Origin of the sequence: Amniculibacterium sp. G2-70 (assembly GCF_014353055.1) — a bacterium.
GTDB lineage: Bacteria > Bacteroidota > Bacteroidia > Flavobacteriales > Weeksellaceae > Amniculibacterium > Amniculibacterium aquaticum.
Map to the genome: position 1 here is coordinate 2,105,226 of NZ_CP060698.1, position 24,149 is coordinate 2,129,374.

Here is a 24,149-nt window from a genome sequence, read left to right on the forward strand (position 1 = left end):
AAAAATTTATAAAAAAATGAATCATTTAGACAATATAAAAAAACTATTCAGCAAAAATTTTGTTGAAAACCCATTGATTGAAAGCTTCGATGCAGGAAAATTGCACCTGCCAACCGGACAGTTGTTGGCATGCGATCCTTTGCTGACTAACGACATGAAACCGTTCACCGTCAATTTCCCAAAAGGCGATCATCATGTAATTGTTCATCAAGAAAAAGACTCTCACGGCATTGCTTATGTCGAAGTGGTGTTTTCGGATGAAGTGTGCCAGTCGTGGCAAATGGCCGTAACGGAAGGTCAAAATTTAAAAGATTTGAAAAAAGGAGAGATCTTTGGTTTTCCCGTTGCATCCGGCATGGGAAGCTTCATGGATGCTGAAACCCAGAATGAACTGAATGCATTGGAAGAAAAATTATTCCAAGAAAAGCAAGATGATTTCTTAGGAATTTATGAAGAATTTTTTCATAACGCTTTTTTTGAAGGCGAAAAAATGATAAGGAATTATGCCTTTTTGAAGCCCAACCCAAGCTTGCACAATTCCATTTTTGCATTTGAAATAGGCGAAACTGAGGGCTTTTTCGCTTCTTACATCGGATTTGATGCCCAAGATAGACCTGTGAAAATTATTATGGAGCTAATAGAAATTGGCGAAGGCTAATGTTTTTTTTCAAGAAAAAATAAATTAAGTTTGTATAAATTTATTTGAAAATGAATATTTCTTCTCATCAACCCAAAATCATCGTGGTTGGAAGTTGTGCTATAGATTTGGTTTTGTATGTGGACAAGGTTCCCGGGTTTAACGAGACGGTAATTGCTTCCAATTCAGAAACTTTCTTTGGCGGCAAAGGTGCCAATGAGGCAGTTGGAGTCTCTCGATTGGGTGCAAGTTCTTATTTGATGGGTTGCGTAGGGATGGATCCCTCAGGTCAACAAATTATGAGGCATTTGGTGGAAGAAGATGTGAATATAGGTTTTGTGTCCGAAATTGAAGACGAAGAGACAGGTAAAGCGTATGTGGCGAGTGATATGGGACGACACAGCATTATTGTGGTTCCGGCAGCCAATTATTCTTTGACCAACAGCCATATTTTAGAAGCTGAAAAATATTTTCAAACTTGCGATTTGGTGCTTTTGCAGTTAGAAGTGCCTTTGGAAGTGAATGAGTTTGTGGTTTCCTTAGCTAAAAAATACGATAAAAAAGTAGGAATTTACGCTGCTCCGGCTTGTCATTTGCCAAGTGAGATGATGGATCAATTGGATTTCATCATCTGCAAATCAAATGAAATTTCTAAGATTTTTGGAACCGAAAGTTCGGATTCCATTTTGAAAAAATATCCCAATAAATTATTTATTCGAGACGAAGACAATTCAACCACTTATTTCAATGGAAGTGTTATGAAAAATCAGCGTAATTCTCAGCTACCACTGCAGTACAATATGGGTATGGGCGATGCTTTTACATCCGGGTTTTCAGTGGCTTTGTGTCATGGCAATTCCGTTGAAGAAGCCGTAGATTTTGGTAATTTTTCGGCCATGAAAGTCGCACAAAAAAGAGGTGCGCAAACCGGTTTGCCCTATTTGAAGGATCTTGTGTAAATCTATGCACCGTGGAAAAAATAATTGTCCATGCTAGAGATGGTTATCCATTAACGCTTCATGTTTTTCATCCCGAACTTTCCATTCGGAAATTGTTGTTAATCAATTCGGCGACAGGAGTAAAACAGCAGATGTATTTTGCTTTTGCGGATTATTTTTCCAAACAAGGTTTCACGGTCATCACATACGACTACCGCGGGATAGGATTGTCCAAACCCGAAAAAATGAAGGGCTTTTCAGCCAGCATGAGAATGTGGGGATCTGTAGATTTTGAAGCCATTACAGATTGGTTGCAACTCGAGTTTGCTGACTTCGAAAAGTATTGCTTGGGGCATTCTGTTGGCGCGCTTATCATGGGGATGAATCCTCAATCTACCATTTTTAAAAAATACATTTTTATAGCCACGCAAAAGGCGCACATTGGTAATCTGAATTGGAAAGTTCGCTGTTCAGCAGCCTTGGGATTTGGTGTGGTACAGCCTTTTTTAACGCATTTATTCAATTATTTTCCTGCTCATTATTTGGGTTTGGGCGAAAGTCTGCCGGCAGGCTGTGCTTTTGATTGGCGAACTTTGATTTTGCACAAAGAATCTACCAATTTTTTACTGAAAAACAACCGCATTGATGTTTCAAAAACTTTGGATCAGCCCACATTGTTCCTCTATGCACAGGACGATCATTGGGTCACCATGAAAGGCATGAAATCTCTAATTTCAGAAACTTACCCTCGGTTGAAAGTTGAATTTCAAGAACTTAAAGTTTCAGATTCTCCACAAAAAACGATCGGGCATGTCAATTTTTTCAGGTCCTACAATCTGTTGTTGTGGCAGATACCGATGTCGTGGATCCTGCAATAATGGTCGGGATTTAAGAATTTTTTTGCAAATATTGTTTTTGCCTATCTTTATTGTTGATTTTTATAAATGGACAAATGGGTCTTTAAATTGCAATTCTTACTAACTTCGTACTTCGATTTTTCGACTTAACTTTCGAGTTAGATGCTCGTATAATTCTAAAATTTAACCTAAATTATGAGTTCAGAAAAGGGATTTTGGGTATTGTCCAAATTGGGGAAGAAAGTGTTGCGCCCCGGAGGTAAGGAACTTACCGAAAAACTAATAGAGGCTCTTGATATTTCTAACCGGACAAAGGTGGTCGAATTTGCTCCAGGAAAAGGTTTTACAACACAGCTGTTGTTGTCTCAAGCACCTTTTTCTTATTTTGGAATAGATATCGAGGCTCAAACCATTTCCGAATTGAAACAAAAATTTCCTCAGGATTATTGTAAATTTTTACAGTCATCTGCTGCTTATACGGGGTTAGAAAATCAATCAGCAAATGCAGTAGTTGGAGAGGCCATGTTGACCATGCAAGTCGATCATAGAAAAACTGAAATTATTTCTGAAGCTTTTCGGATACTTGCACCTGGAGGTCGATATGCAATTCATGAATTGGGTCTAGAGCCTGAAGATTTGGGGCTTGATTTCAAAAAAAATATGCTCAAAGATTTGTCAAAAGCCGGTAGGGTGAATGCAAGACCCTTGACTCAAACCGAATGGGTAGAGTTATTGGAACAGAGCGGTTTTCGTATTGTAAAGGTCATAAAATCTCCTATGCTGTTGCTGGAACCCAAACGATTGATTGCCGATGAAGGTGTGCTGGGACTCATAAAAATCGTATTCAGATTGCTGACTCAGCCCAACACCAGGCAGCATGTAATGGAAATGAAAAGAGTTTTTAGAAAATATTCTAAAAACTTGATCGCCATTGCCGTTGTAGCAGAAAAACCAAATTTGACCAATTTAAATTCATAAAACACTTTTGTATGGGAAATATCATTTTAAAAAGAATTTATCTACCGGCCTCAAAAGACGATGGATACAGGATTTTGATCGATAGGCTTTGGCCAAGAGGCATTTCTAAAGAGGAAGCGCATTTGGATGAATGGGACAAAGATCTCGCACCAAGTACCGAACTTAGAAAATGGTTTAACCACGATCCAGAACGCTTTCAGGAATTTTCTGATAGGTACAGAAATGAATTGAAAGACAAAGTCGAGGAGCTGAAACGGCTCAACGATTTTTCTAAAAAGGGATTATTATGTCTGTTATTTGGAGCAAAAGACGAAAAATTTAATCAAGCACAGGTTCTGAAATCAATTTTAGAAGAAATGGATTAGTCTTTATGTTGCGGAGAATCAATGTGGTATAAGATTTTGTATGACTTGTTGTTCTGAATGTTTTAGACGGTGCAAAATGTATAGGTTTTGTATTGAAATAATTCATAAATTTGCGTTTTTTAAAAAGTAACCTGAAAGTAAAAATTGAAAAACATCCATCATGCGTAAACAGTTTGTTATCGTTTCTAGTGTATTAATTTTAATCACTATAGCACTTGGAATTTTTATCAGTGCCAATTGGTTTGTCGTTTTAGCAGTTTTGTTGGTATTTACCCTAATGGGATACCAAGATATGTATCAAAACAAGCACGCCATCAAAAGGATTTATCCATTGTTCGGTAGAATGAGATATGTGCTTGAAGAGCTAAGACCAAAATTGTATCAATATTTTATCGAATCGGATATCGACGGAAGACCCATCAATCGTGTGGATCGTTCGACCATTTACCAAAGAGCCAAAAAAGAATTAGAAACCATTCCGTTTGGAACTCAGCTTGATGTTTATGCCGAAGGTTATGAGTGGATGTGTCATTCTGTGGCTCCTAAAGCTTTTGCATCTCTTAACCACAACCCAAGAGTGATGTTCGGAAATAAAGATTGCAAACAACCCTATTCAGCATCCATCTTAAATGTTTCTGCAATGAGTTACGGATCTCTTAGTTCTCAAGCGATTGAAGCTCTGAATGGAGGTGCTAAAATCGGTGGCTTTGCCCACAACTCTGGAGAAGGTGGACTTTCGGATTTCCACTTAAAACAAGGTGGAGATATCATCTGGCAAATCGGTACCGGTTACTTCGGGTGCCGTGACGAACACGGAAACTTCAATCCTGAACTTTTTGCTGAGAAATCTAAAATAGCAAATGTGAAAATGATTGAGCTGAAAATTTCTCAAGGAGCCAAACCGGGTCATGGAGGAATCTTGCCGGCTTCTAAAAATACAGAAGAAATTGCTAAAATTCGACATGTAAAACCGCATACAACCATTGCTTCTCCACCGTATCACTCGGCTTTCAGTACTCCAATTGAGATGATTCAGTTCATCGGTAAATTAAGAGAATTGTCCGGAGGGAAGCCTGTTGGTTTTAAATTGTGTATCGGTCATAAGAGCGAATTTATCTCCATTTGTAAAGCAATGATCCATTTGGATATCTATCCGGATTTCATTACCGTTGATGGTGGTGAAGGTGGTACAGGTGCTGCGCCACAAGAGTTTTCTAATTATTTAGGTGCACCAATGTTGGACGGATTGGATTTTGTTCATAACATTTTGAACGGTCTTAATATTCGTCAGCACATTAAAATTATCGCTTCAGGAAAAATTACTTCGGCATTCCATGTTGCTCGTGCCCTAGCTCTAGGTGCAGATACTTGTAACTCGGCAAGAGCCATGATGATGGCTTTGGGTTGTATCCAAGCTTTGTTGTGCAACACCAACAAGTGTCCTACCGGAATTGCAACTCAAGATCCTAAATTGACTGTCGGATTGGTGGTCGATGATAAAAAAGTTCGTGTTGCCAATTATCACAAAGGGACTATAGAAAATTTTGTAGAAATGCTTGGGGCTTCAGGATTAGATGATATGAAAAACCTTACCAGATCCCACATCTACAGAAGAATTTCATTGAACCAAATGTTAACTTACGAGGAAATCTTCCCTTCCATCAAGTTAGGAGCAATGTTAAATGAAGAAACGATTCCGGAAAAATATAAATTGGATTTCCAACTTTCCAATATGAATGCTTGGGGCATCCATCCTCAAATGGCATAATTGATGGAAGATCAGTGGGTTGCCCAAACGAAAGCATTTGTAAAACTAAAGTTGGAAAATGCTGAAGCCGGTCACGATTGGTTTCATATTGAAAGGGTGTACAAACTGTCCGAAATTATTGCTAAAACTGAACAGTGCAACTTGGTAGTGGTGCAGCTTGCAGCCCTACTTCATGATATCGCAGAGCCAAAGTTTCATCAGGGTGATGAAACTTTGGCTCTGTCCATTTCCAATGACTTTTTAACTTCTATTGGCGTTCCAAAAGATTGTATTGAGCAGGTTTTGTTTGTCATCAAACACCTGTCGTTCAAAAACAGAGGATCATTGCCAAAGACAATCCCCATCGAATTGAAAATTGTGCAAGATGCCGATCGGTTGGATGCCATTGGAGCTATTGGTATCGCAAGAACTTTTCATTTCGGAGGTTTCAAAAACAATTTGATGCACCACCCGGATATGCCGCCAAAGTTAAACATGACAAAGGAAGAGTACAAAAAGTCTGACGGAACCACCATCAATCATTTCTACGAAAAATTGTTGTTGCTCAAAGACCTGATGAATACTGAAAAAGCCAAAGAATTGGCCGAAAAAAGGCATCAATTTATGCACTCTTTTTTAGAGCAATTTCTGAACGAATGGGATTCGCTTTCTTAAATTAAATATTGGTTTAAGTTCTATTGTTTAAGTGTAATGTTTTATTTATTAATTTGTTATTGGCTATTGTTTAATCCTAAATTCTTCAAAATAGCCTTCTAACGCAGGGTTGATGCGCTATCTTATTGATTGTCTGCTTCCTGTATTTTTGTGGAAAACTTTTAGGTCGATTTTTATATTTATTACCTGTTTCAACTTTCAAAATAGGCTTTTCTTTTTTACTTTTGTCCATATCCATTCGGGTAGAAAAAATCCAATTTTTTATTGTCAAATTTTATTTCATCGTATTGTTTTTCAGTGAGATAAAGTTTTTTAACCACAAGTATTAATTCTAAAAATGCATTAGATATGGGAATTTTTGAGAAAAGAGTCAACTACAAACCTTTTGAATACCCTGAGGTATTACAATTTATTGAAGCGATCAACAAATCCTTTTGGGTACATTCCGAAATCGATTTTACAGCCGATATACAAGACTTCCATTCACAATTGGAGCCTCATGAAAAAAATGCCATCAAAAATGCACTTTTAGCCATTGCTCAAATCGAAGTTTCGGTAAAAACATTTTGGGGGAATCTGTATAACCACATGCCTAAGCCTGAACTTAACGGTTTGGGAGCTACTTTTGCCGAATGCGAGTTCCGCCATTCCGAAGCGTATTCTCGATTGTTAGAAGTTTTGGGATACAACGACGAGTTCACAAAAGTGGTAGAAATTCCAGCAATTAAAAAAAGAATTGATTTCCTTTCAAATGTTCTGAAACATGCCAATGCAACCACAGAAAAAGAGTATGTGTCGTCCTTGCTGTTGTTCAGTATTTTGATAGAAAATGTTTCTTTATTCTCCCAATTTGCCATCATCCTTTCGTTCACCCGTTTCAAAGGATTTATGAAAAATGTTTCCAACATCATTGCGTGGACTTCTGTTGATGAGCAAATTCATGCCAATGCAGGAATTTATCTGATTAATAAAATTAGAGAAGAACAACCTGATTTATTGACGGATTCGGACATTGATGATATTTATACTTTGGTGGACCAATCGGTAGAATTGGAAGCCGAAATCTTGGATTGGATTTTTGAATTGGGAGAAATTGACCATGCTACCAAAGAAAATCTCTTGAATTTTATGAAATTCCGTGTGGACGATAGTTTAAAGAAAATCGGTATGAATTTGAGATACAATGTTTCTGCTGAAGAATACAAGCCTATGGTTTGGTTTGAAGAAGAAGTTTTTGCCAATTCCATGGACGATTTCTTTGCAAAAAGACCTGTTGATTATACCAAACACGACAAGAGCATCACCGCCAATGATCTTTTCTAAACCTCGAATACCAACACCCTTTACCAAAATGACACAAGATATTAAATCTGAAATCGATTACATCCAATCAGAAAATTTTAAGCTTGGCCAATACATTTATATGGCCATGGCAAAAGTAGGAGAACACCGCGTGTGTATTGCAGTAGGTTACAAAATTGATTATTGCATAAAAAAAGCCTTGCAGTTTTCCGAAAAAGATCATCAACTAACCTTTACGCACATCAACAAAGTGAAGGTCGGCGAATTGGAAAGAACCAAGAAGTTTGAATGGGTTGAAAATAAAGAATTACAAGTGTCCTAGTCGTTTGTTTAGGAAATATAACAGTTGAAAAGAAAAATAAGAATGGAAGAAAATCTAAATATATGGTGGCTCAACGAAGAGTCCGAACAAATGCTCAACAGAGGGTATCTGTTAAAAGGCGAAACCGTTGAAGGAGCCATAGACAGAATTACCACATCGGCAGCTAAAAGATTGTACAAGCCCGAGTTGCAACCGGCCTTCAAGGAAATGATTGTGAAAGGATGGATTTCTTTTTCATCACCCGTTTGGGCCAATATGGGGACACAAAGAGGGTTGCCAATTTCTTGTTTTAATGTTCATGTCCCGGACAGTATCGAAGGGATTACCGGAAAAATGGGCGAAGTCATTATGCAAACCAAAATTGGTGGCGGTACTTCCGGATATTTTGGCGAACTTAGAAACCGTGGTACTGCCGTTACGGATAACGGGAAATCTTCAGGAGCCGTATCTTTCATGAAGCTGTTTGATACCGCTATGGATGTGGTTTCGCAAGGTGGTGTGAGAAGAGGCGCTTTTGCAGCATATTTGGATATTGACCACGGAGATATCGAAGAATTTTTATCCATAAAAGACATCGGAAGTCCGATCCAAAACTTGTTTACAGGGGTTTGTGTGCCGGATTATTGGATGCAAGACATGATTGAAGGCGATACCGAAAAAAGAAAAATTTGGGCGAGAGTGTTGGAGAGTCGCCAACAAAAAGGATTGCCTTACATTTTCTTCACGGATAATGTGAATAGAAACAAACCTCAAGTCTATAAAGACCACGGAATGACCATTAATGCCAGCAATCTTTGCTCGGAAATTATGCTGCCATCCACCTTGGAAGAAAGTTTCATCTGCTGTTTGTCTTCCATGAACTTGGAGTTGTACGACGAATGGAAAGATACCAACGCGGTGAAATTGGCCATCTATTTCTTGGATGCCGTACTATCGGAATTTATCGAAAAAACCGAAGGTAATTTCTACTTGCAAGGCGCCAGAAACTTTGCCATCAGACACAGAGCTTTAGGTTTGGGCGTTTTAGGATACCATTCGTATTTACAAAAAAATATGATCCCTTTCGAGAGTTTCGAAGCGACTCAGTTCAATGCTAGAGCTTTCAGACAGATCAAGGAACAGGCCGAACAAGCGTCCAGAGAACTTGCAAATATTTACGGTGAACCCGAGTTGCTGAAAGGCTACGGAATGAGAAATACCACCCTGATGGCGATTGCTCCAACCACTTCCAGCTCGGCAATTTTGGGACAAACTTCCCCAGGAATCGAACCTTTCGCATCCAATTATTACAAAGCAGGTTTGGCAAAAGGAAACTTTATGCGTAAGAATAAATATCTTGCGAAATTGTTGGAAGAAAAAGGATTGGACAACGAAGAAACTTGGAGAACCATCATGCTGAACCACGGTTCTGTACAACACATGACCGAATTGTCTGACGAGGAAAAAGCAGTGTTCAAGACATTTAGAGAGATTTCGCCAATGGAAATTATCTCCCAAGCAGCTCAAAGACAGCAATATATCGATCAAACTCAATCCTTGAACTTACAAATTCCTTCCACCATGCCGGTAAAAGATGTCAATTATCTGATGATTGAAGCATGGAAAAAGGGCGTGAAAACATTGTATTACCAAAGAAGTTCTTCGGTTTCCAAAGAATTGATGGTCAATTTTGTGACCTGCTCTTCTTGTGAAGCTTAATTTTTTTGAAAAGAATAAATAGGAACTCGGCTTAGGCTGAGTTTTTTTATGGTCGAAAGTCATGCGTTTTAGATGACTTTTGTGCATGCATTTCTTTTGTCATGTGGCGAAATAATCTTAAATTGCCCTTTCAAAATTTTAAAACAATTAACAATGACACAAGATATTGTATTCGAACTGATCGAGAAAGAAAGACAAAGACAATCTCACGGAATTGAACTTATTGCTTCGGAAAACTTCGTTTCCAATGAGGTGATGGCAGCGATGGGCTCCGTTTTAACCAACAAATATGCTGAAGGCTATCCAGGAAGAAGATATTATGGAGGTTGCGAAGTGGTGGACGAGGTGGAAACCCTAGCCATCGAAAGAGCTAAAAAATTATTCGGTGTCGATTATGTGAATGTTCAGCCGCATTCCGGTTCTCAAGCCAATGCAGCCATTTATTTGGCCGTTTTGAAGCCGGGAGACAAAATCATGGGAATGGATCTTTCCATGGGCGGTCACCTTACCCACGGATCGGGTGTGAATTTCTCAGGAATACAGTATCAAGTTTGTTCTTACGGTGTCGATAGAGAAACCGGAAGGATCGATTACGAACAAATGCGTGAAGTGGCCCTTCGTGAAAAACCAAAAATGATTATCGCCGGTTATTCTGCATATTCCCGCGATTTGGATTATAAAAAATTCCGTGAAGTAGCCGACGAAGTAGGAGCGACACTTTGGGCAGATATCGCACACCCGGCAGGTCTTATTGCGAAAGGATTGTTAAATTCTCCGTTTGAACATTGTCATGTGGTTACAACGACCACGCACAAAACCCTGCGTGGGCCGAGAGGTGGGATGATCATGATGGGCAAAGATTTTGAAAATACCTACGGACACAAAACTCCAAAAGGCGAATTGAAAATGATGTCAGCCGTATTGGATTCTGCAGTTTTTCCGGGTATTCAAGGTGGACCTTTAGAGCATGTGATCGGAGCCAAAGCGGTTGCCTACGGTGAAGCATTGACGGATAATTTCGGAATTTATGCCAAACAAGTGGTTGCTAACACCCAAGCCTTGGCCAAATCCATGGTGGATAGAGGTTTCGAGATTGTGAGCGGCGGTACCGACAATCACTTGATGCTGATCGATCTTAGAAATAAAAATGTGAACGGTAAAGAAACTGAAAAAGCTTTGGTAAAAGCCGATATCACTTGTAATAAAAATATGGTTCCTTTTGATGACAAATCGGCCTTCACCACTTCGGGGATCCGTTTGGGTACGGCTGCCATAACTACCAGAGGTCTTGTGGAAAACGAAATGGACAACATTGCCGAACTTATTTCGAATGTTGTGGATAACATCAATAACGATGCGGTATTGGCAGATGTTCGTAAGAAGGTGAATGCGATGATGGAAGGTAGGCCTTTGTTCAGCTTTTAATTCCATTTAAAACAAATAATTTCAGGTTTCGAATTCAAATTTCGAAACCTGTTTTTTTTTGCTTGTCTTTAAATGCAAATTGCGTGGACTTTGTTAGAGTCTTATCTTTGCGGAAAGATTGTAAAAAATAAAGAACAGCAATTTTGTTTCACTGAATAGAAATTGAAAACAATGGATAAAAAAGTCTATACTTTTCTGGAAATCAAACAAAAAATGGCGAACTACTGCGTTTATCAAGATCGCTGCCATGAAGAAGTGGAGCAAAAGATGCGTGAATTTGTACTGATACCGGAGGCTAAAGAAGAGATTTTACTCTATCTCATCCAAGAGAATTTCCTGAACGAAGAACGCTTTGTGAGAAGCTATATTCGGGGCAAATTTTACATGAAAGGTTGGGGTAGGGTTAAGATAAAATTAAACCTTTTACAAAAAAAAATTAACGAAAAATTAATTTCCAAATGTTGGAATGAAATTGACGATGCCGATTATGAAAACGAAATGGAAAAACAGTATCAGACTTACTATTCCAAACTATCTGGTTTGAAAGAATATCAGAAAAAAATGAAAACCGTAAAGTATTTGTTGTCGAGAGGTTTTGAATATGAACTGTTAATGAATCTTAAATAATCTTAAAAAAAATACAATACCCATCTTGGGAGATCACTGAAAAAGTGAATTTTCAGGAAATATGAAAAAGAAGGAGTTGAAATCTTAGGATTTTAGCTCCTTTTTTTGTACCTTGATAAGGTCTTTTAAAGATAAAGAATGTTAGTCCAACAGCAAAAGATTCAGTTTAGTTCTTATTCCGATTTGTATGATTTAATCGTTCCGAAAGAAAATCTTCTTCGAAAAATTAATGATTTGATAGATTTTTCCTTCATCTACGATGAACTGTTGAATAAGTATTGTTTGAACAATGGTCGCAATGCGGAAAGTCCGGTGAAGATGTTCAAATACCTTTTGTTGAAAAGCATTTACTCGGTTTCTGATGTAGATGTGGTAGAGCGTTCCCGCTATGATATGTCTTTCAAATATTTTTTAGATATGGCTCCCGAAGATGATGTGATAAACCCCAGTTCACTTACAAAATTCAGGAAATTACGCTTGAAAGATACCGATTTGTTGAACCTTCTAATTGGTAAAACGGTAACGATAGCGATCGATAAAGGCATTATTAAATCCAGATCCATTATTGTGGACGCTACACATACTTTATCTAGATCGAATCCATTTTCAAGCATAGAAGTACTGAGAGAGCGTTCGAGATTAGTTCGTAAAACGGTTTATCAATTTGATGAAAACTTCAAATCAAAAATGCCGGTCAAGAATACTGAAAACGATCTGAACAAAGAATTGGCTTATTGTAGAGAACTTGAAAAATGCATAGAAGATGAGCCATCAATAAGTGAGATTCCGGCAGTGAAAGAGAAATTAAATCTTTTGAGGGAAACAGCCGAAGACACCGATGAACAGCTAACTTTCTCAAAAGACACGGATGCCAAAATCGGACATAAATCCGCAGACAGTTCCTTTTTCGGTTACAAAACACATTTGGCGATGAGTGAAGAGCGGATTATCACCGCAGCAGTGGTAACTTCGGGAGAAAAAGGAGACGGGCCTGAATTGCCAAAATTACTGCAAATGAGCCAAGACAACGGAATGGAAGTGGAAACCATCATTGGCGATTCGGCTTATAGTGGAAAAGAAAATCTGAAAATTGCCAGCGAACAGGATATAAAAATTGTTGCAAAGTTAAATCCATCCATTACACAAGGATGTAGGAAAGAAAAAGACCAGTTTGATTACAATAAGGATGCTGACAGATTTGTTTGTCCTGCCGGGCATTTAGCCATCAGAAAAGCCCATCAGAACAGAAAGAATGTCGGCAAAAATCAAGCTGATGTATATTATTTTGATGTTGAAAAATGTAAAGTTTGCCCATTAAGAGAAGGTTGTTACAAAGACGGAGCAAAATCTAAAACCTACTCGGTTTCTATAAAATCAGAATTACACCAAGAACAGATGGCTTTTCAGGAAAGTGATTATTACAAAGAAAAGTCGAAACACCGGTATAAAATTGAAGCCAAAAACAGTGAACTTAAAAATGTTCATGGTTACAAAAGAGCCACTTCTTATGGAATAGAAAACATGCAAATGCAGGGAGCATTGGCTATTTTCGCAGTCAATTTGAAGAGGATCCTGAAATTAATCTAAGAAAAAGAGAACAAAATCATCATCTTTAAAACTCAGCTCCAATTAAATCAAAACAAGCTTTACAAAACCCATTAAATTTAGAACTCCAAAAAATGTAAAGAGCTTATTACCGATTTTAAAGTCGTGTAATAAGCTCTTAATTCTTGTCTGAAATTAAATCTTATTCAAAATGAAGATGGTTTTTCAGTGACCTCCTTGGAAAGGGGGTTGAAATATTTTATATTTGTAGGTCTAAACGATTGATTAAAGGATTGTGAATATGACATTTCACTGAAAGTAGTACTGGGATTGCGCTGAGCACTATTTTAAACCTTTCATTTCGTAAGAAAATAGAAACTAAACCATAACCATAAAACATGAATTTTAAAAACAATTGCAAACTCAGAGACTTTGTTTCCTGGGTCGTACAATTTAGCAACAACCGGTATTCGCCAAGATGGTTCATCTTATTGGTGGATGTATTGATCTTAATTTTTGCATTCAATCTCACTTACTTTATCTTGGGTATGCTTCATGTTAGACCCACTTCAATGGTGGATTTTACAACGAAAGCATCATTAGTAATTGGAGTCAATGTGGTATTTATGCTGGTGTTTCGTAGCTTTTCTGGCGTCATACGACACTCGACTTTTTTCGATTTATTCAGACTCTTTTTGGTCATGCTGTTTTCAGGGATTGTATTGGTAATCATCAATTATTTATACCAGTATAAATTTACTTCATTCATCATAAGAAATCCGATATTGGTGGTGTATTCCGCTGTTGCCTTTGGTTTTTTATTTTTATTTAGACTGTTCATTCGAGGATTGTATAAACTGATCAACGATATCAACAGAACCAAATATTTGAAAAAGATTATGATCCTTGGTACCGATGACGATGCCATTTCTTTTGCCAAGGCCATCATAACCAGTCCAAACAGTCCTTATGAAGTGATGGGATTCTTGGTGAACAAAAAAGAAAATGGAGCTCCTAAAATATTAGGGAAAAATATATTCTCAAAAAAATGTTTGTCTAAAGATTTTGTTGAAAACCAACAATTAGAAGCCGTTTTGTTGATTAAAGAAAACCTGTCCCGTCAAGAAATCAATGCTTGGGTAAATTTTTTAATGGATCTGAACATTAAAGTATTAAAAGCCCCATCCATACAGAAATTAAGAGATAAAGATTTGGTAGGAGGAATTCAGAAAATTCAAATTGAAGATTTACTGAATAGAAAGTCCATAGCTATTGGACACCAAGTGGTAGAAGAACAACTTGCGAACAAAAGAATTTTGGTCACCGGTGGTGCGGGATCTATCGGGAGTGAAATTGTAAGGCAAGTAGCCAAACACAATCCTTCCTTTTTATTGATTTTGGATCAAGCCGAAACCCCTTTGTATTCTTTAGAACTGGAGATCAGACAATTTTTTCCCAATTTGAATTGCAAATTTGTATTGGCGGATATTTCCAACGGCTACCGTATGGAAGAGTTGTTCTCCGAATACAAATTTGATGTAGTTTATCACGCAGCGGCCTACAAACATGTTCCGATGATTGAGGAAAATCCACACGAATCCATTTTCGTTAATATACACGGAACCAAATTATTGGCTTCGTATGCATGCAAATACAAGGTAGATCGTTTCGTTATGGTATCGACAGACAAAGCCGTGAATCCGACCAATGTGATGGGGGCTTCCAAAAGAGTGGCCGAGCTGTTCGTACAAGCTTTGCAAAATGAAGATTGCAACGATACCAAGTTCATCACCACCCGTTTTGGAAATGTTTTGGGATCCAACGGATCTGTAATTCCGCATTTTAGAATGCAAATAGAAAATGGTGGACCGGTAACCATCACGCATCCGGAAATTGTACGATATTTTATGACCATACCCGAGGCTTGCGAATTGGTGTTGCAAGCTGGAGCAATGGGGAATGGAGGCGAAATCTATGTTTTTGATATGGGCAAACCGGTGAAAATTTTAGACTTAGCGACCAGAATGATTAAATTATACGGGTTGGAACCGCATCTGGATATTCCCATTACCTTTACAGGACTAAGACCCGGAGAAAAGCTGTACGAAGAATTGCTGAGCGACGATACGACGACATTGCCAACCAATCACAAGCAAATTTTGATCTCTAAAGATCCTTGTAGAGGCTTCCAAGACATCGATGACATGACCAGAAAGGTTATAAAAGCGGCCATGCGAAGAGACAAAATGGAAGTGGTGAAACATTTAAAATTAATAGTTCCTGAATTTAAGAGCAATAATTCTGTTTATCAATCGTTGGATTAATTTAGATATATTATATTTGTGCTTCAATTTTTTTAATGATTATGAAGAAAAAATCCTATTTGTTTTTAATTTCTACTATTTTAGTGGTGCTGACTTCTTGTAAGTCAAAAACAAATATCAATTATATGGAAGATATTCAGCAGGTTGCCTTGGCTTCTTCCAAAGAAAATTCGGTTTTTACCATTCAGCCGGGGGATCATCTGATGATTTTGGTTTCTGCAAAAGACAACAATGTAGCCAAACCATTTAACCAAAATTATTCCTCGTCCGAAAATCCTTTGTATTCGACACCGAGCTCCAATGTTCCTACACAGACTCAGGTGCCTTTTTCTGGGCCCACCTATACGGTAGGTGCAGACAACAGCATACAATTTCCAGAACTGGGATTGATCCGTACGGAAAATAAATCCACAGAGCAATTGAAAAATGAACTTCAGGATCGATTGAAAAAATACATCAAAGAACCTTCGGTAAGTGTTCGATTGGTTAATTTTAAAATCTCCGTTTTGGGAGAAGTCAATAAAGCCGGTCGTTTTACCGTACCGGATGGGCAAAACATCAATGTCTTAGAAGCCATAGCCATGGCGGGAGATTTGACCATCTACGGCGAGCGAAATAAAATTATGGTACTTAGGAATACCGACGGTACGCCGGTCAGTCACACCATCGATATCTCCAAATCGGAGTTTATCAATTCGCCGTATTATTTTTTAAAACAAAACGACATCATTGTGGTTCCTGCCAACAAAACAAGACAGAACGCCTCGGCTTTTGGTCCACAAACCACCGTTTGGATCTCTGTGGCATCCGTAGCTTTGGGGTTGTTGGCTCTTTTTGTTAGAAAATAATCGGAAGAGACTTTTTAGTCCATGAACTTTAGAAAAATACAATTGAAAGATATTAATTGATCAGAATGAATCAAGAAGCAGGAAAAATAAAAAAAGAGACCAATCTTAGCGATATTTTGAAACCTTACATCAGCAAATGGAAAACATTTGCTTTTTGCGTTGCAATGTTTTTGGCGTTGAGTTTGGTGTACATCAAAATAACCGCTCCGGTTTACAAATCCGAAACCAAAGTCCTTATCAAAGATGCCAAAAAAATGTCTTCGGCTTCTGGAGATTTTGGGGTCTTGCAAAATTTAGCCGGTTTTAGCGGGATGGGAACCAACAGCATCGAAAACGAATTGGAAGTTTTCCGTACCAAAAAACTCATCGGCGATGTTGTGAAAGATTTGGGGGTGCAAATTCCGGTGTTCAGCATTGGTAAGTATTACGACAGCGAGTTGTACCAAAAAACCAGTCCTTTTACGGTGCATGTACTTGCTGAAAAAGAAGTTGAAAAATTTCCTAAAGAACAAATTGAAGTGGAAATCAATGGAAATCAATTGGTGATTTCTTCTCCTGAATTATCTGGGAAAATTAAGTCTGAGTTTGATAAAACCATTTCTCTACCTTTTGCCAACATCATCATTCAGAAAAATAAAGCTTATCAAAAGCCTAAATTTTTGAAGTTTAGAAACGATAACGAATTCAAATTCAGATATCAAACTTTTGCCGATGCTGTAGAAGGTTTTCAAAAACAACTGACTGTGGATTTGGCCGATAAAGATGCTACGGTGATCAATCTGGTGTTGGTAGGTGAAAATAGGGAGAAATCTAAAGAATTTCTTAATACTTTGGTGAAATACTACAATCTGGATGCGATTACCGATAAGAATACCGAGTCCAAAAGAACAAAAGATTTTATCGATGAGAGGATTTCCATCATTTCCAAAGAATTAGGCGATGTAGAAAACGAAAGAGAACGATTTAAAAAATCCAACGAAATTGTTGATATCCCTACTGAAGCTAAACTCAATCTGCAACTAAGCACCGAAGCTACGGCTAAAGAATTGAATTTGGAAAACCAACTTCAGATGAGCCAGATGCTTCTAGGATTTCTTAACAAACAAGGACTGGGACAGACCCTACCGGCCAATGTAGGTCTGGACAATGTTGCCGCCAGTAAGAATATAGAAGTGTACAACTCTTTGGTCTTGCAAAGAAATAAATTGTTGGAAAATGCAACCGAAGAAAACCCTTTGGTGATAGAGGTGGAAGCTCAAATTAAACAAATGCGCAATTCTGTGAAAGAAGGTTTGGCTAAACACATTTCAGCCTTGAATATGTCCAGGGCTCAAATCATTTCGCAACAAGGAAGTTTTGATTCCAAAATAAATAAATTCCCAACTCAGGAAAAATTATTCCGAACCATAGAACGACAACAACAGATCAAGGAAGGTCTTTATCTTTTGCTTTTACAAAAAAGAGAAGAATCCGCCATTTCTTTGGCCATGACATCGGATAAGGCTAGGGTAATCGATCAAGCCTACACCTTAAAAAAGCCGGAATCACCTAAGAAAATGATCATTCTTTTGGCTTCGTTAGTTCTTGGATTGTTATTGCCATTTACTTTCATCTATCTCAAAGAATTGTTCAACAACAGTATTGAAACCAAGCACGACATCGAGAAGATGTCCAACATCCCAATCATCAGTGAGATCCCTCGTTTGGATCGTAAAGCCCAACCGCTTATTCAGATGAACGATGTGTCGCCCATGGCTGAAGCGTTTAGGATTCTGGTGACCAATCTTAATTTTATATTACCGAAAAAAGATAAAGGTAGGATCATCATGATCACTTCCTCATCAAAAGGAGAAGGGAAAACCTTTGTGTCATCCAATTTGGCCATAGCTTTGGGGTCACCAAAAAGAAAAGTTTTGTTGATCGGTTCGGACATCCGAAATCCTCAGTTGCAACGCTACGACCCGAGCAAGTTTTCGGCTCCCGGTCTGTCCGAGTATCTTTCAGAGAATGTCGATTCGGTAGAAAGTATCATGCATCCGAGTCCTTTTTCTAAGTATTGCGATATTATTTATTCCGGAACCATTCCGCCAAATCCGACCACGCTGTTGGAAAATGGTAGATACAGTCAATTGATTGATCAGGTAAAAGACCAATACGACTATCTCATCATCGATTGTGCGCCGTTGATGTTGGTGACGGACACCTTCATTATTTCGGATATTGCCGATGCAACTTTGTACATGACGCGTTCCGAAAAATCCGAAAGATCGTTTATCGAATTTGCCAACCATTCTGTGGAGGCCAAACGATTGAACAATGTAAATTTTGTTTTGAACGATGTTCAAAAGCGAAATTTCGGCTATGGAAATACCCTAGGTTACGGATATCATGCTTCTGAAAAGAAATGGTGGCAAAAGATTTTTAGATCCTAAAATCGAGCTTTGTCGCTAATGAATCTTCAAGGTATTTTGGCCAAACTGAAAGGAAAGGAATTTGTTTCGGCAAGTTTCTATTCTGCCATTGCTTCCGTGATTAAGATCCTAACGACCTTGATTATTGGGAAATTCATCGCTTTGAAGTTGGGTACCGAGGGTATGGCACTTTTTGGACAGCTCTACAGTTTTGTACTCATCGTTTTGGTTTTTGGAGGTGGTGCATTCAGTCAGGGGTTGATCAAGTATATTTCAGAATATTCAACACACCAAAATCAACACGATTTAAAATCGATTATTTCGACATGCTTTCAGGTGTCGTTAATATTGTCATCAACGATAGGATTATTTTTGTTGATACTGCCCAAAACCTTTTCAGTTTGGATATTCGACTCGGAACAGTACGAAATTGTATTTTATGTTTTTGGAGTTTCGCTTTTGCTGTATGTGGTCAATAATTTGTTGATTTCTGTGGTCAATGGTTTTAGACAATACAAACTAACCAATCGGCTCAACATCATATCCAATGTCATAACTCTAGCATTGTCATTGGTATTTATTTATCTTTATGGGATAACCGGCGCTTTACTCTCGGTGGTTTTGGCTCCTGTATTTTCACTTTTGGTGGTCTTGTTTGTCCTAAGAAAAAAAGAATGGTTTAAGAAAGACCATTTCATGCAGAAAATTCAAATCCCACACCTCAAAAGTCTAGCGCATTTTGGCTTGTTGGGAATCGTTTCGTATGCATTTTTCCCATGGTCGGCGATCGTGATTCGGAACATCATTATCGACAAAGTAAGTTTGTCTTCAGCCGGGCTTTATGAGTTGGTACTCAGGATTTCTGGTGCAAGTCTCATGTTTTTTTCTCTTACGGTTACCACTTATTTCATTCCCAAAATATCCTCGTTAAAATCGTATGAATCCATCGTGAGCGAGATAAAATCGGTTTATAAAATGATCGTACCGATCGTGGTGGTTTTGCTGTTGGCGATATTTATTTTCAAATATTGGATGATTATACTTTTGGCCGATGAAAGCTTCTTGCCGGCTCAGAGTTTGTTTCAATATCAATTGATTGGCGATTTTTTTAAGGTTTGTGCTCAGATTCTCAGCTTTGCTTTGGTGGCAAGAGCCAAAGTGTGGACGGTTATTGTTATTGATGTATTGGCCATTGTTGTCCAGATCGTTCTCACTTATTTTTTGGTCGATCGTTTTGGAGTCGATGGCGCTGCTATGGCCTATATGTTTTTGTTTATCCTTTACTTTATTACATTTGTGATTATTTTCAAAAGAAAAATAATGGAATAACCCAGAGTGGTGAACGCTAAAAATTATGAAAGAATTTAATTTTACATATTTTTTAATGTATGCATTTTTCGTATTCTTTGCATTGTTGTTTGCATTGAAGGTCGATGTGCGCAGAAAGCAAGCACAAACTTTAGGGGTTTTGGTTTCTGTATTTTTTATGACCGCTATTGTCATTCTTTTTGGACTGCGGGATTACAAAGTAGGTACCGATACTTTGATGTACAAATATCAATACACCTATTATAAAAAGATTGATTTTGGTACTGAGATTTTGGTCAAATGGTTCATGGCTTTTGTACACGGTTGGTCTAACGATCCCCGATATTATATTTTCTCTCTATCCGCATTGTATTTGTTGGTCTTGTATTTGGCAAGTCTTGTTTTTTCTAGAAAATTCCAATACAATGTCTTGTTTGTGTTGTTTTCCTTTGTTAGTTTGTACAGTTTTCAAAGTTTAGGGGTCAATATTGTTCGGCAAGGAGTTTCGTTGGCATTTTTGCTTTTGGCTGTGGCTTTATATCTTCGTAATCCTAGAAATGTTGCACTGTGGCTGTTGGCGGCTCTCTGCTCTGTAGGATTCCATGTAACCAGTATTGCTATTATTGTCGTATTAATTTTGGTGAATGTCTTTAGGAAATTGCCAATAAAATATTATACCGTACTGTACTTTGTATTTGTTGTTTTGGCGTATTTTAAGGTAAGTTTACTCTCCTTAGGGCCGGTTTTGGGTGATGTTTTTGCAGGAGATAGAAAGTCCAAATACATCGACGGATCTTTCGATAAAGAATTTAGCATCGGTTTCAAACCTCAGTTTGTTATTTTTAATACCCTGTTTTTGCTCATCTTTTTTCTCATTCGAAAGTATGGACAAAAGCAAGAAAACTATGATGTCTTATTCAAGACTTATATGGCGCTGAGTATGATGTTTTTTATGATGTTCCAATTGCCTTTTTCCGATCGTTGGGGAGTCATGTCTTGGATGTTTATCCCCTTTTTATTGGCACCTGCTTTTGCAGAAAACGGACAGTACCGAACTTCAATAGTTTCCGTATTGTTCCTAGCCATAATTTTTGTAATTTTCCAATCTATGTATTATCAATCATGACAGCGGTAACCATTGCCATACCTTTTTACAATGCTCAAACCTATTTGGCACAGGCCATAGAGTCTGTTCTTTGGCAAACCCATAAAGATTTTGTCCTGTTGTTAATGGACGATGGATCTACCGACGGATCTTTGGGTATTGCGAATAAATATGCAGAAAAAGATCCTAGAATTAAGGTGTATTCAGACGGAATGAATAAAAATTTAGGTTTCAGACTTAACCAAATTCCATCTTTGGTCGAAACCGAATATCTGGCCCGCATGGATGCCGATGACATCATGCATCCCGAAAGAATTGCCAAACAGTTGCAAGCCTTGCTTCAAGATCCTACTATTGATGTTTTGGGAACCAATATTTATTCCATAGACGAAAACGATGCGGTCAACGGCATTCGTGATGAAATAAGTACAGAGAAAGTCGTCCCGGTACGAACATTTTGGCACCCAACCGTTATGGCAAAAACCGAATGGTTCAGAAAACATCCTTACGATGTACAAGCAGAAAGAATTGAAGATGCTGAATTGTGGCTCAGTCAGTTTCAGCAATCCAAATTCATGAAATTATCAGAGCCTTTGTTGTTTTACAGAGAGTTTGGTAACAAATATTGGAAGAAATATGTAAAAGGAAATAAAGGAGTACTGTATGCCTTGAAGAAACACGGCTACAGCCCTATTTTTATTAAATTTGCATTGCGCTATTTTGCCGCTCAAGCCGTATATTTTTTAATGGACTTGGTGGGTAAAGAAGGTTTGATGATTCAAAATAGAAATGCAATTCCACTAGACAATTTAAAAATTGAAGACCTTATCCATGGAAAAGTATAATCTGAAATTCATTTTCGTACTGTGCTTGATTTTTTCGGTGTTTCAATCCTGTTTCAAGTCGCAATCTAACCACCAATACCAAACCGTACCCACATCTTTGGTGTCGAAATATTGGAAAGTTTCTTCTCAAAAAGTGAAGGGCTATTACGATCTGACCAAAGCATTGCCCAAAAATTATTCGGTAAAAGGGAATGTAGATTATACCCAATATTTGCAAAAGGCCATCGATGGTTACGACAAAGTCATGATGCCCAACTTCCCGGTATTGATTAATAAAAATGGATTGAAATTAAAATCCAACCAAACGGTATATTTCCCTAAAAATGCTTGGCTTATTTTTCAAGGTCCCGCCATGAAAAAATTGGATGATGTTTTGAAAATTTATAATGTTGAAAATGTAGTATTGATCAATCCACAAATCGAAGGGAGCAAATTTGCACGCATCCAACAAGAAGGACAATGGTCTGCCGGTATTTGCATTCTCAATTCAAAAAATATAAAAATTACAAATCTTAGGATTAAAAATACCTTTGGCGACGGCTTGTTCATAGGTTCGGAAGACGGCGGATTTTCAGAAAACATCCAAGTGAAAGGAGGGTGGATCGATTCGGCAAGAAGAAACGGACTGTCGATAACCTCCGGAAAAAATGTGTGGGTAGAACAACTTTTTATATCCAACACTTTCGGTCATGACCCCGAAGCCGGTGTCGATGTAGAACCCAGCTGGTACAAAGATGTTATTGAGAATGTGAATTTAAAAAACATCTACACCTACAACAACAAGCAAGCCGGTATTGCCGTGAACATGAATGCACTAAATGTAAATACCGATTCAGCAGCAAAAAGTATAGGCCTGACCATTGACGGACATATTGATCAGGGATCCAATCATGCATTTCTAACTTCTCTAAACCAAGGCGATCAAAAAAATAAATTTGATGCCAAAGGAACCATTAAAGTCGAAAACACGCAATGGTTGAACAATCGAGAGGCAAGTTTTTGGACCACACCAGAAAAACACCGAATCAATATACTTTTTAATAAAGTGAACATTAATGATGTTCAGAAAAATCAGAAATTTAAAGAAACCGTACAATCGAAAGCGGGATTAAAACTTCAATGAAAATTTTCCATGTCATAACATTAGCCGATTTGGGCGGAGCACAATCGGTGGTGCTTAATTTGGTGAACCGCTTGGTACTAGACGGGCATGAGGTTTTTGTGCTTTCAGAACTTCAAGGTCCCATGTGGGATTTGTTGGACAAAAGGGTAGGGCAGATCCGCATCAAGAGTCTCCAAAGAGCCATATCTCCCATCAAAGAAGTGAAAGTGATGGCAGCGCTGAAAAAAGCCCATCGCCTGCACAAGCCGGATGTAATCCACCTTCATTCCTCCAAAATTGGCGCTTTGGGAAGGTTGGTTTTTCCATCGTCCAAGATCGTCTATACCGTTCACGGTTTCGATTCCATTCGTGTGGCGTTTAGAAAATTTTTACCCGTAGAAAAGTTTTGCCAAAACAAATGTGCACAAATTGTCGGGGTCAGCAAGTACGATGTTGAAGGCATGAAGGCCGAAGGCATCACGCAAAATGTATCGTGCATCTACAACGCCATTTCCGATTTTACAAGAACGGAAATTAAAGACCAAAGACCGGATATAACGGATTTTTTAACAAAAAATAAAACAGTCGGAGCCAAAATTATACTCTGTATTGCAAGGCTGTCTGCTCCTAAACGCTTCGATCTTTTTTGTGAAGTGGCTCAAGCTTTTTCATACGATCCTCGTTTCAAATTTGTCTGGATAGGAAATCGGGAAGTTGTAAAGGATGCGCCTGAAAATGTTTTTTGCATGGGCGAAGCTCCCGATGCGCATCAATATCTAAAATATGCCGATGTTTTTATGCTGCCTTCCAATTACGAAGGTTTGCCCATGTCCATATTGGAAGCCCTTTGTTACGGAGTTCCTGTGGTGGCGTCAGCCGTGGGGGGCATCACCGAAATTTTAGACGGCGAAAACGGTTTTGCGGTACAAAATACCAAAGAAGATTTTCTTGATGCCATTCATCAAACGGTTAATAACGATGAAAAATATCTTAAATTTTCTAAAAATGCGAGATTAACTTATGAAAAATCATTCGATATCCAAGAAATGTATAAAAAATATATGAACTTGTATTCTTTATTATGAAATTT

Annotated in this window: 21 protein-coding genes; all 21 read left to right on the forward strand. The window is 38.1% G+C overall.

The annotated features are described in order from the left end of the window. Nucleotides 1–16: 16 nt before the first annotated feature. The 21 genes from H9Q20_RS09750 to H9Q20_RS09850 all read left to right on the forward strand — a co-directional run bounded on the left by H9Q20_RS09750 (nucleotide 17) and on the right by H9Q20_RS09850 (nucleotide 24,144). Nucleotides 17–658, forward strand: coding sequence for a DUF4241 domain-containing protein (locus tag H9Q20_RS09750; RefSeq protein WP_124640071.1), 642 nt, complete (start codon nucleotides 17–19; stop codon nucleotides 656–658). 50 nt (nucleotides 659–708) lie between these two features. Continuing rightward, entirely contained in the window at nucleotides 709–1,596 is an 888-nt protein-coding gene (locus tag H9Q20_RS09755) for a ribokinase (protein WP_124640069.1), read from the forward strand. Between the two features lie 11 nt (nucleotides 1,597–1,607). Next, a complete protein-coding gene (locus H9Q20_RS09760) occupies nucleotides 1,608–2,453 on the forward strand; it encodes an alpha/beta fold hydrolase (RefSeq protein ID WP_124640067.1) in 846 nt (281 codons plus the stop codon). Between the two features lie 174 nt (nucleotides 2,454–2,627). Continuing rightward, a complete protein-coding gene (locus H9Q20_RS09765; RefSeq protein ID WP_124640065.1) occupies nucleotides 2,628–3,410 on the forward strand; it encodes a class I SAM-dependent methyltransferase in 783 nt (260 codons plus the stop codon). Nucleotides 3,411–3,421: 11 nt separating this feature from the next. Continuing rightward, on the forward strand, nucleotides 3,422–3,775 hold the full coding sequence (locus H9Q20_RS09770) for a DUF488 domain-containing protein (protein WP_124640063.1): 354 nt from the start codon (nucleotides 3,422–3,424) through the stop codon (nucleotides 3,773–3,775). 160 nt (nucleotides 3,776–3,935) lie between these two features. Continuing rightward, nucleotides 3,936–5,543 carry an FMN-binding glutamate synthase family protein gene (locus tag H9Q20_RS09775; RefSeq protein WP_124640061.1) on the forward strand — a complete coding sequence of 536 codons (1,608 nt, stop codon included), beginning with the start codon at nucleotides 3,936–3,938 and terminating at the stop codon, nucleotides 5,541–5,543. Nucleotides 5,544–5,546: 3 nt separating this feature from the next. Further along, complete coding sequence (locus H9Q20_RS09780; RefSeq protein WP_124640059.1) at nucleotides 5,547–6,197, forward strand: HD domain-containing protein; 651 nt, start codon at nucleotides 5,547–5,549, stop codon at nucleotides 6,195–6,197. A gap of 348 nt (nucleotides 6,198–6,545) precedes the next feature. Continuing rightward, the gene (locus H9Q20_RS09785) at nucleotides 6,546–7,520 is read left to right on the forward strand and encodes a ribonucleotide-diphosphate reductase subunit beta (RefSeq protein WP_187477617.1); all 975 of its coding nucleotides are present in this window, start codon (nucleotides 6,546–6,548) and stop codon (nucleotides 7,518–7,520) included. A gap of 28 nt (nucleotides 7,521–7,548) precedes the next feature. Next, complete coding sequence (locus H9Q20_RS09790; RefSeq protein ID WP_124640055.1) at nucleotides 7,549–7,821, forward strand: hypothetical protein; 273 nt, start codon at nucleotides 7,549–7,551, stop codon at nucleotides 7,819–7,821. Nucleotides 7,822–7,863: 42 nt separating this feature from the next. After that, on the forward strand, nucleotides 7,864–9,519 hold the full coding sequence (locus H9Q20_RS09795) for a ribonucleoside-diphosphate reductase subunit alpha (RefSeq protein WP_124640218.1): 1,656 nt from the start codon (nucleotides 7,864–7,866) through the stop codon (nucleotides 9,517–9,519). Nucleotides 9,520–9,672: 153 nt separating this feature from the next. Continuing rightward, complete coding sequence (glyA, locus tag H9Q20_RS09800) at nucleotides 9,673–10,944, forward strand: serine hydroxymethyltransferase (RefSeq protein ID WP_124640053.1); 1,272 nt, start codon at nucleotides 9,673–9,675, stop codon at nucleotides 10,942–10,944. Nucleotides 10,945–11,115: 171 nt separating this feature from the next. Beyond that, complete coding sequence (locus H9Q20_RS09805; RefSeq protein WP_187477618.1) at nucleotides 11,116–11,571, forward strand: regulatory protein RecX; 456 nt, start codon at nucleotides 11,116–11,118, stop codon at nucleotides 11,569–11,571. A 138-nt stretch (nucleotides 11,572–11,709) separates the two neighbouring features. Continuing rightward, complete coding sequence (locus tag H9Q20_RS09810) at nucleotides 11,710–13,158, forward strand: IS1182 family transposase (RefSeq protein WP_187477341.1); 1,449 nt, start codon at nucleotides 11,710–11,712, stop codon at nucleotides 13,156–13,158. A 356-nt stretch (nucleotides 13,159–13,514) separates the two neighbouring features. Next, nucleotides 13,515–15,440: a polysaccharide biosynthesis protein gene (locus tag H9Q20_RS09815; protein WP_124640051.1), complete on the forward strand. Its 1,926-nt coding sequence runs from the start codon at nucleotides 13,515–13,517 to the stop codon at nucleotides 15,438–15,440. 41 nt (nucleotides 15,441–15,481) lie between these two features. Beyond that, nucleotides 15,482–16,288, forward strand: coding sequence for a polysaccharide biosynthesis/export family protein (locus tag H9Q20_RS09820; protein ID WP_164472000.1), 807 nt, complete (start codon nucleotides 15,482–15,484; stop codon nucleotides 16,286–16,288). A 65-nt stretch (nucleotides 16,289–16,353) separates the two neighbouring features. Further along, nucleotides 16,354–18,720, forward strand: a complete 2,367-nt coding sequence (locus H9Q20_RS09825; RefSeq protein WP_124640047.1) for a GumC family protein — start codon at nucleotides 16,354–16,356, stop codon at nucleotides 18,718–18,720. A gap of 18 nt (nucleotides 18,721–18,738) precedes the next feature. Beyond that, complete coding sequence (locus H9Q20_RS09830) at nucleotides 18,739–20,028, forward strand: O-antigen translocase (protein ID WP_124640045.1); 1,290 nt, start codon at nucleotides 18,739–18,741, stop codon at nucleotides 20,026–20,028. A 25-nt stretch (nucleotides 20,029–20,053) separates the two neighbouring features. After that, complete coding sequence (locus H9Q20_RS09835) at nucleotides 20,054–21,133, forward strand: EpsG family protein (RefSeq protein ID WP_124640043.1); 1,080 nt, start codon at nucleotides 20,054–20,056, stop codon at nucleotides 21,131–21,133. Then, nucleotides 21,130–21,957, forward strand: a complete 828-nt coding sequence (locus H9Q20_RS09840) for a glycosyltransferase family 2 protein (protein ID WP_124640041.1) — start codon at nucleotides 21,130–21,132, stop codon at nucleotides 21,955–21,957. Before H9Q20_RS09835 ends, H9Q20_RS09840 begins: the two co-directional genes overlap by 4 nt. Then, nucleotides 21,944–23,080, forward strand: a complete 1,137-nt coding sequence (locus H9Q20_RS09845; RefSeq protein WP_124640039.1) for a right-handed parallel beta-helix repeat-containing protein — start codon at nucleotides 21,944–21,946, stop codon at nucleotides 23,078–23,080. Before H9Q20_RS09840 ends, H9Q20_RS09845 begins: the two co-directional genes overlap by 14 nt. Further along, nucleotides 23,077–24,144: a glycosyltransferase gene (locus H9Q20_RS09850; protein WP_124640037.1), complete on the forward strand. Its 1,068-nt coding sequence runs from the start codon at nucleotides 23,077–23,079 to the stop codon at nucleotides 24,142–24,144. Before H9Q20_RS09845 ends, H9Q20_RS09850 begins: the two co-directional genes overlap by 4 nt. Nucleotides 24,145–24,149 lie beyond the last annotated feature (5 nt).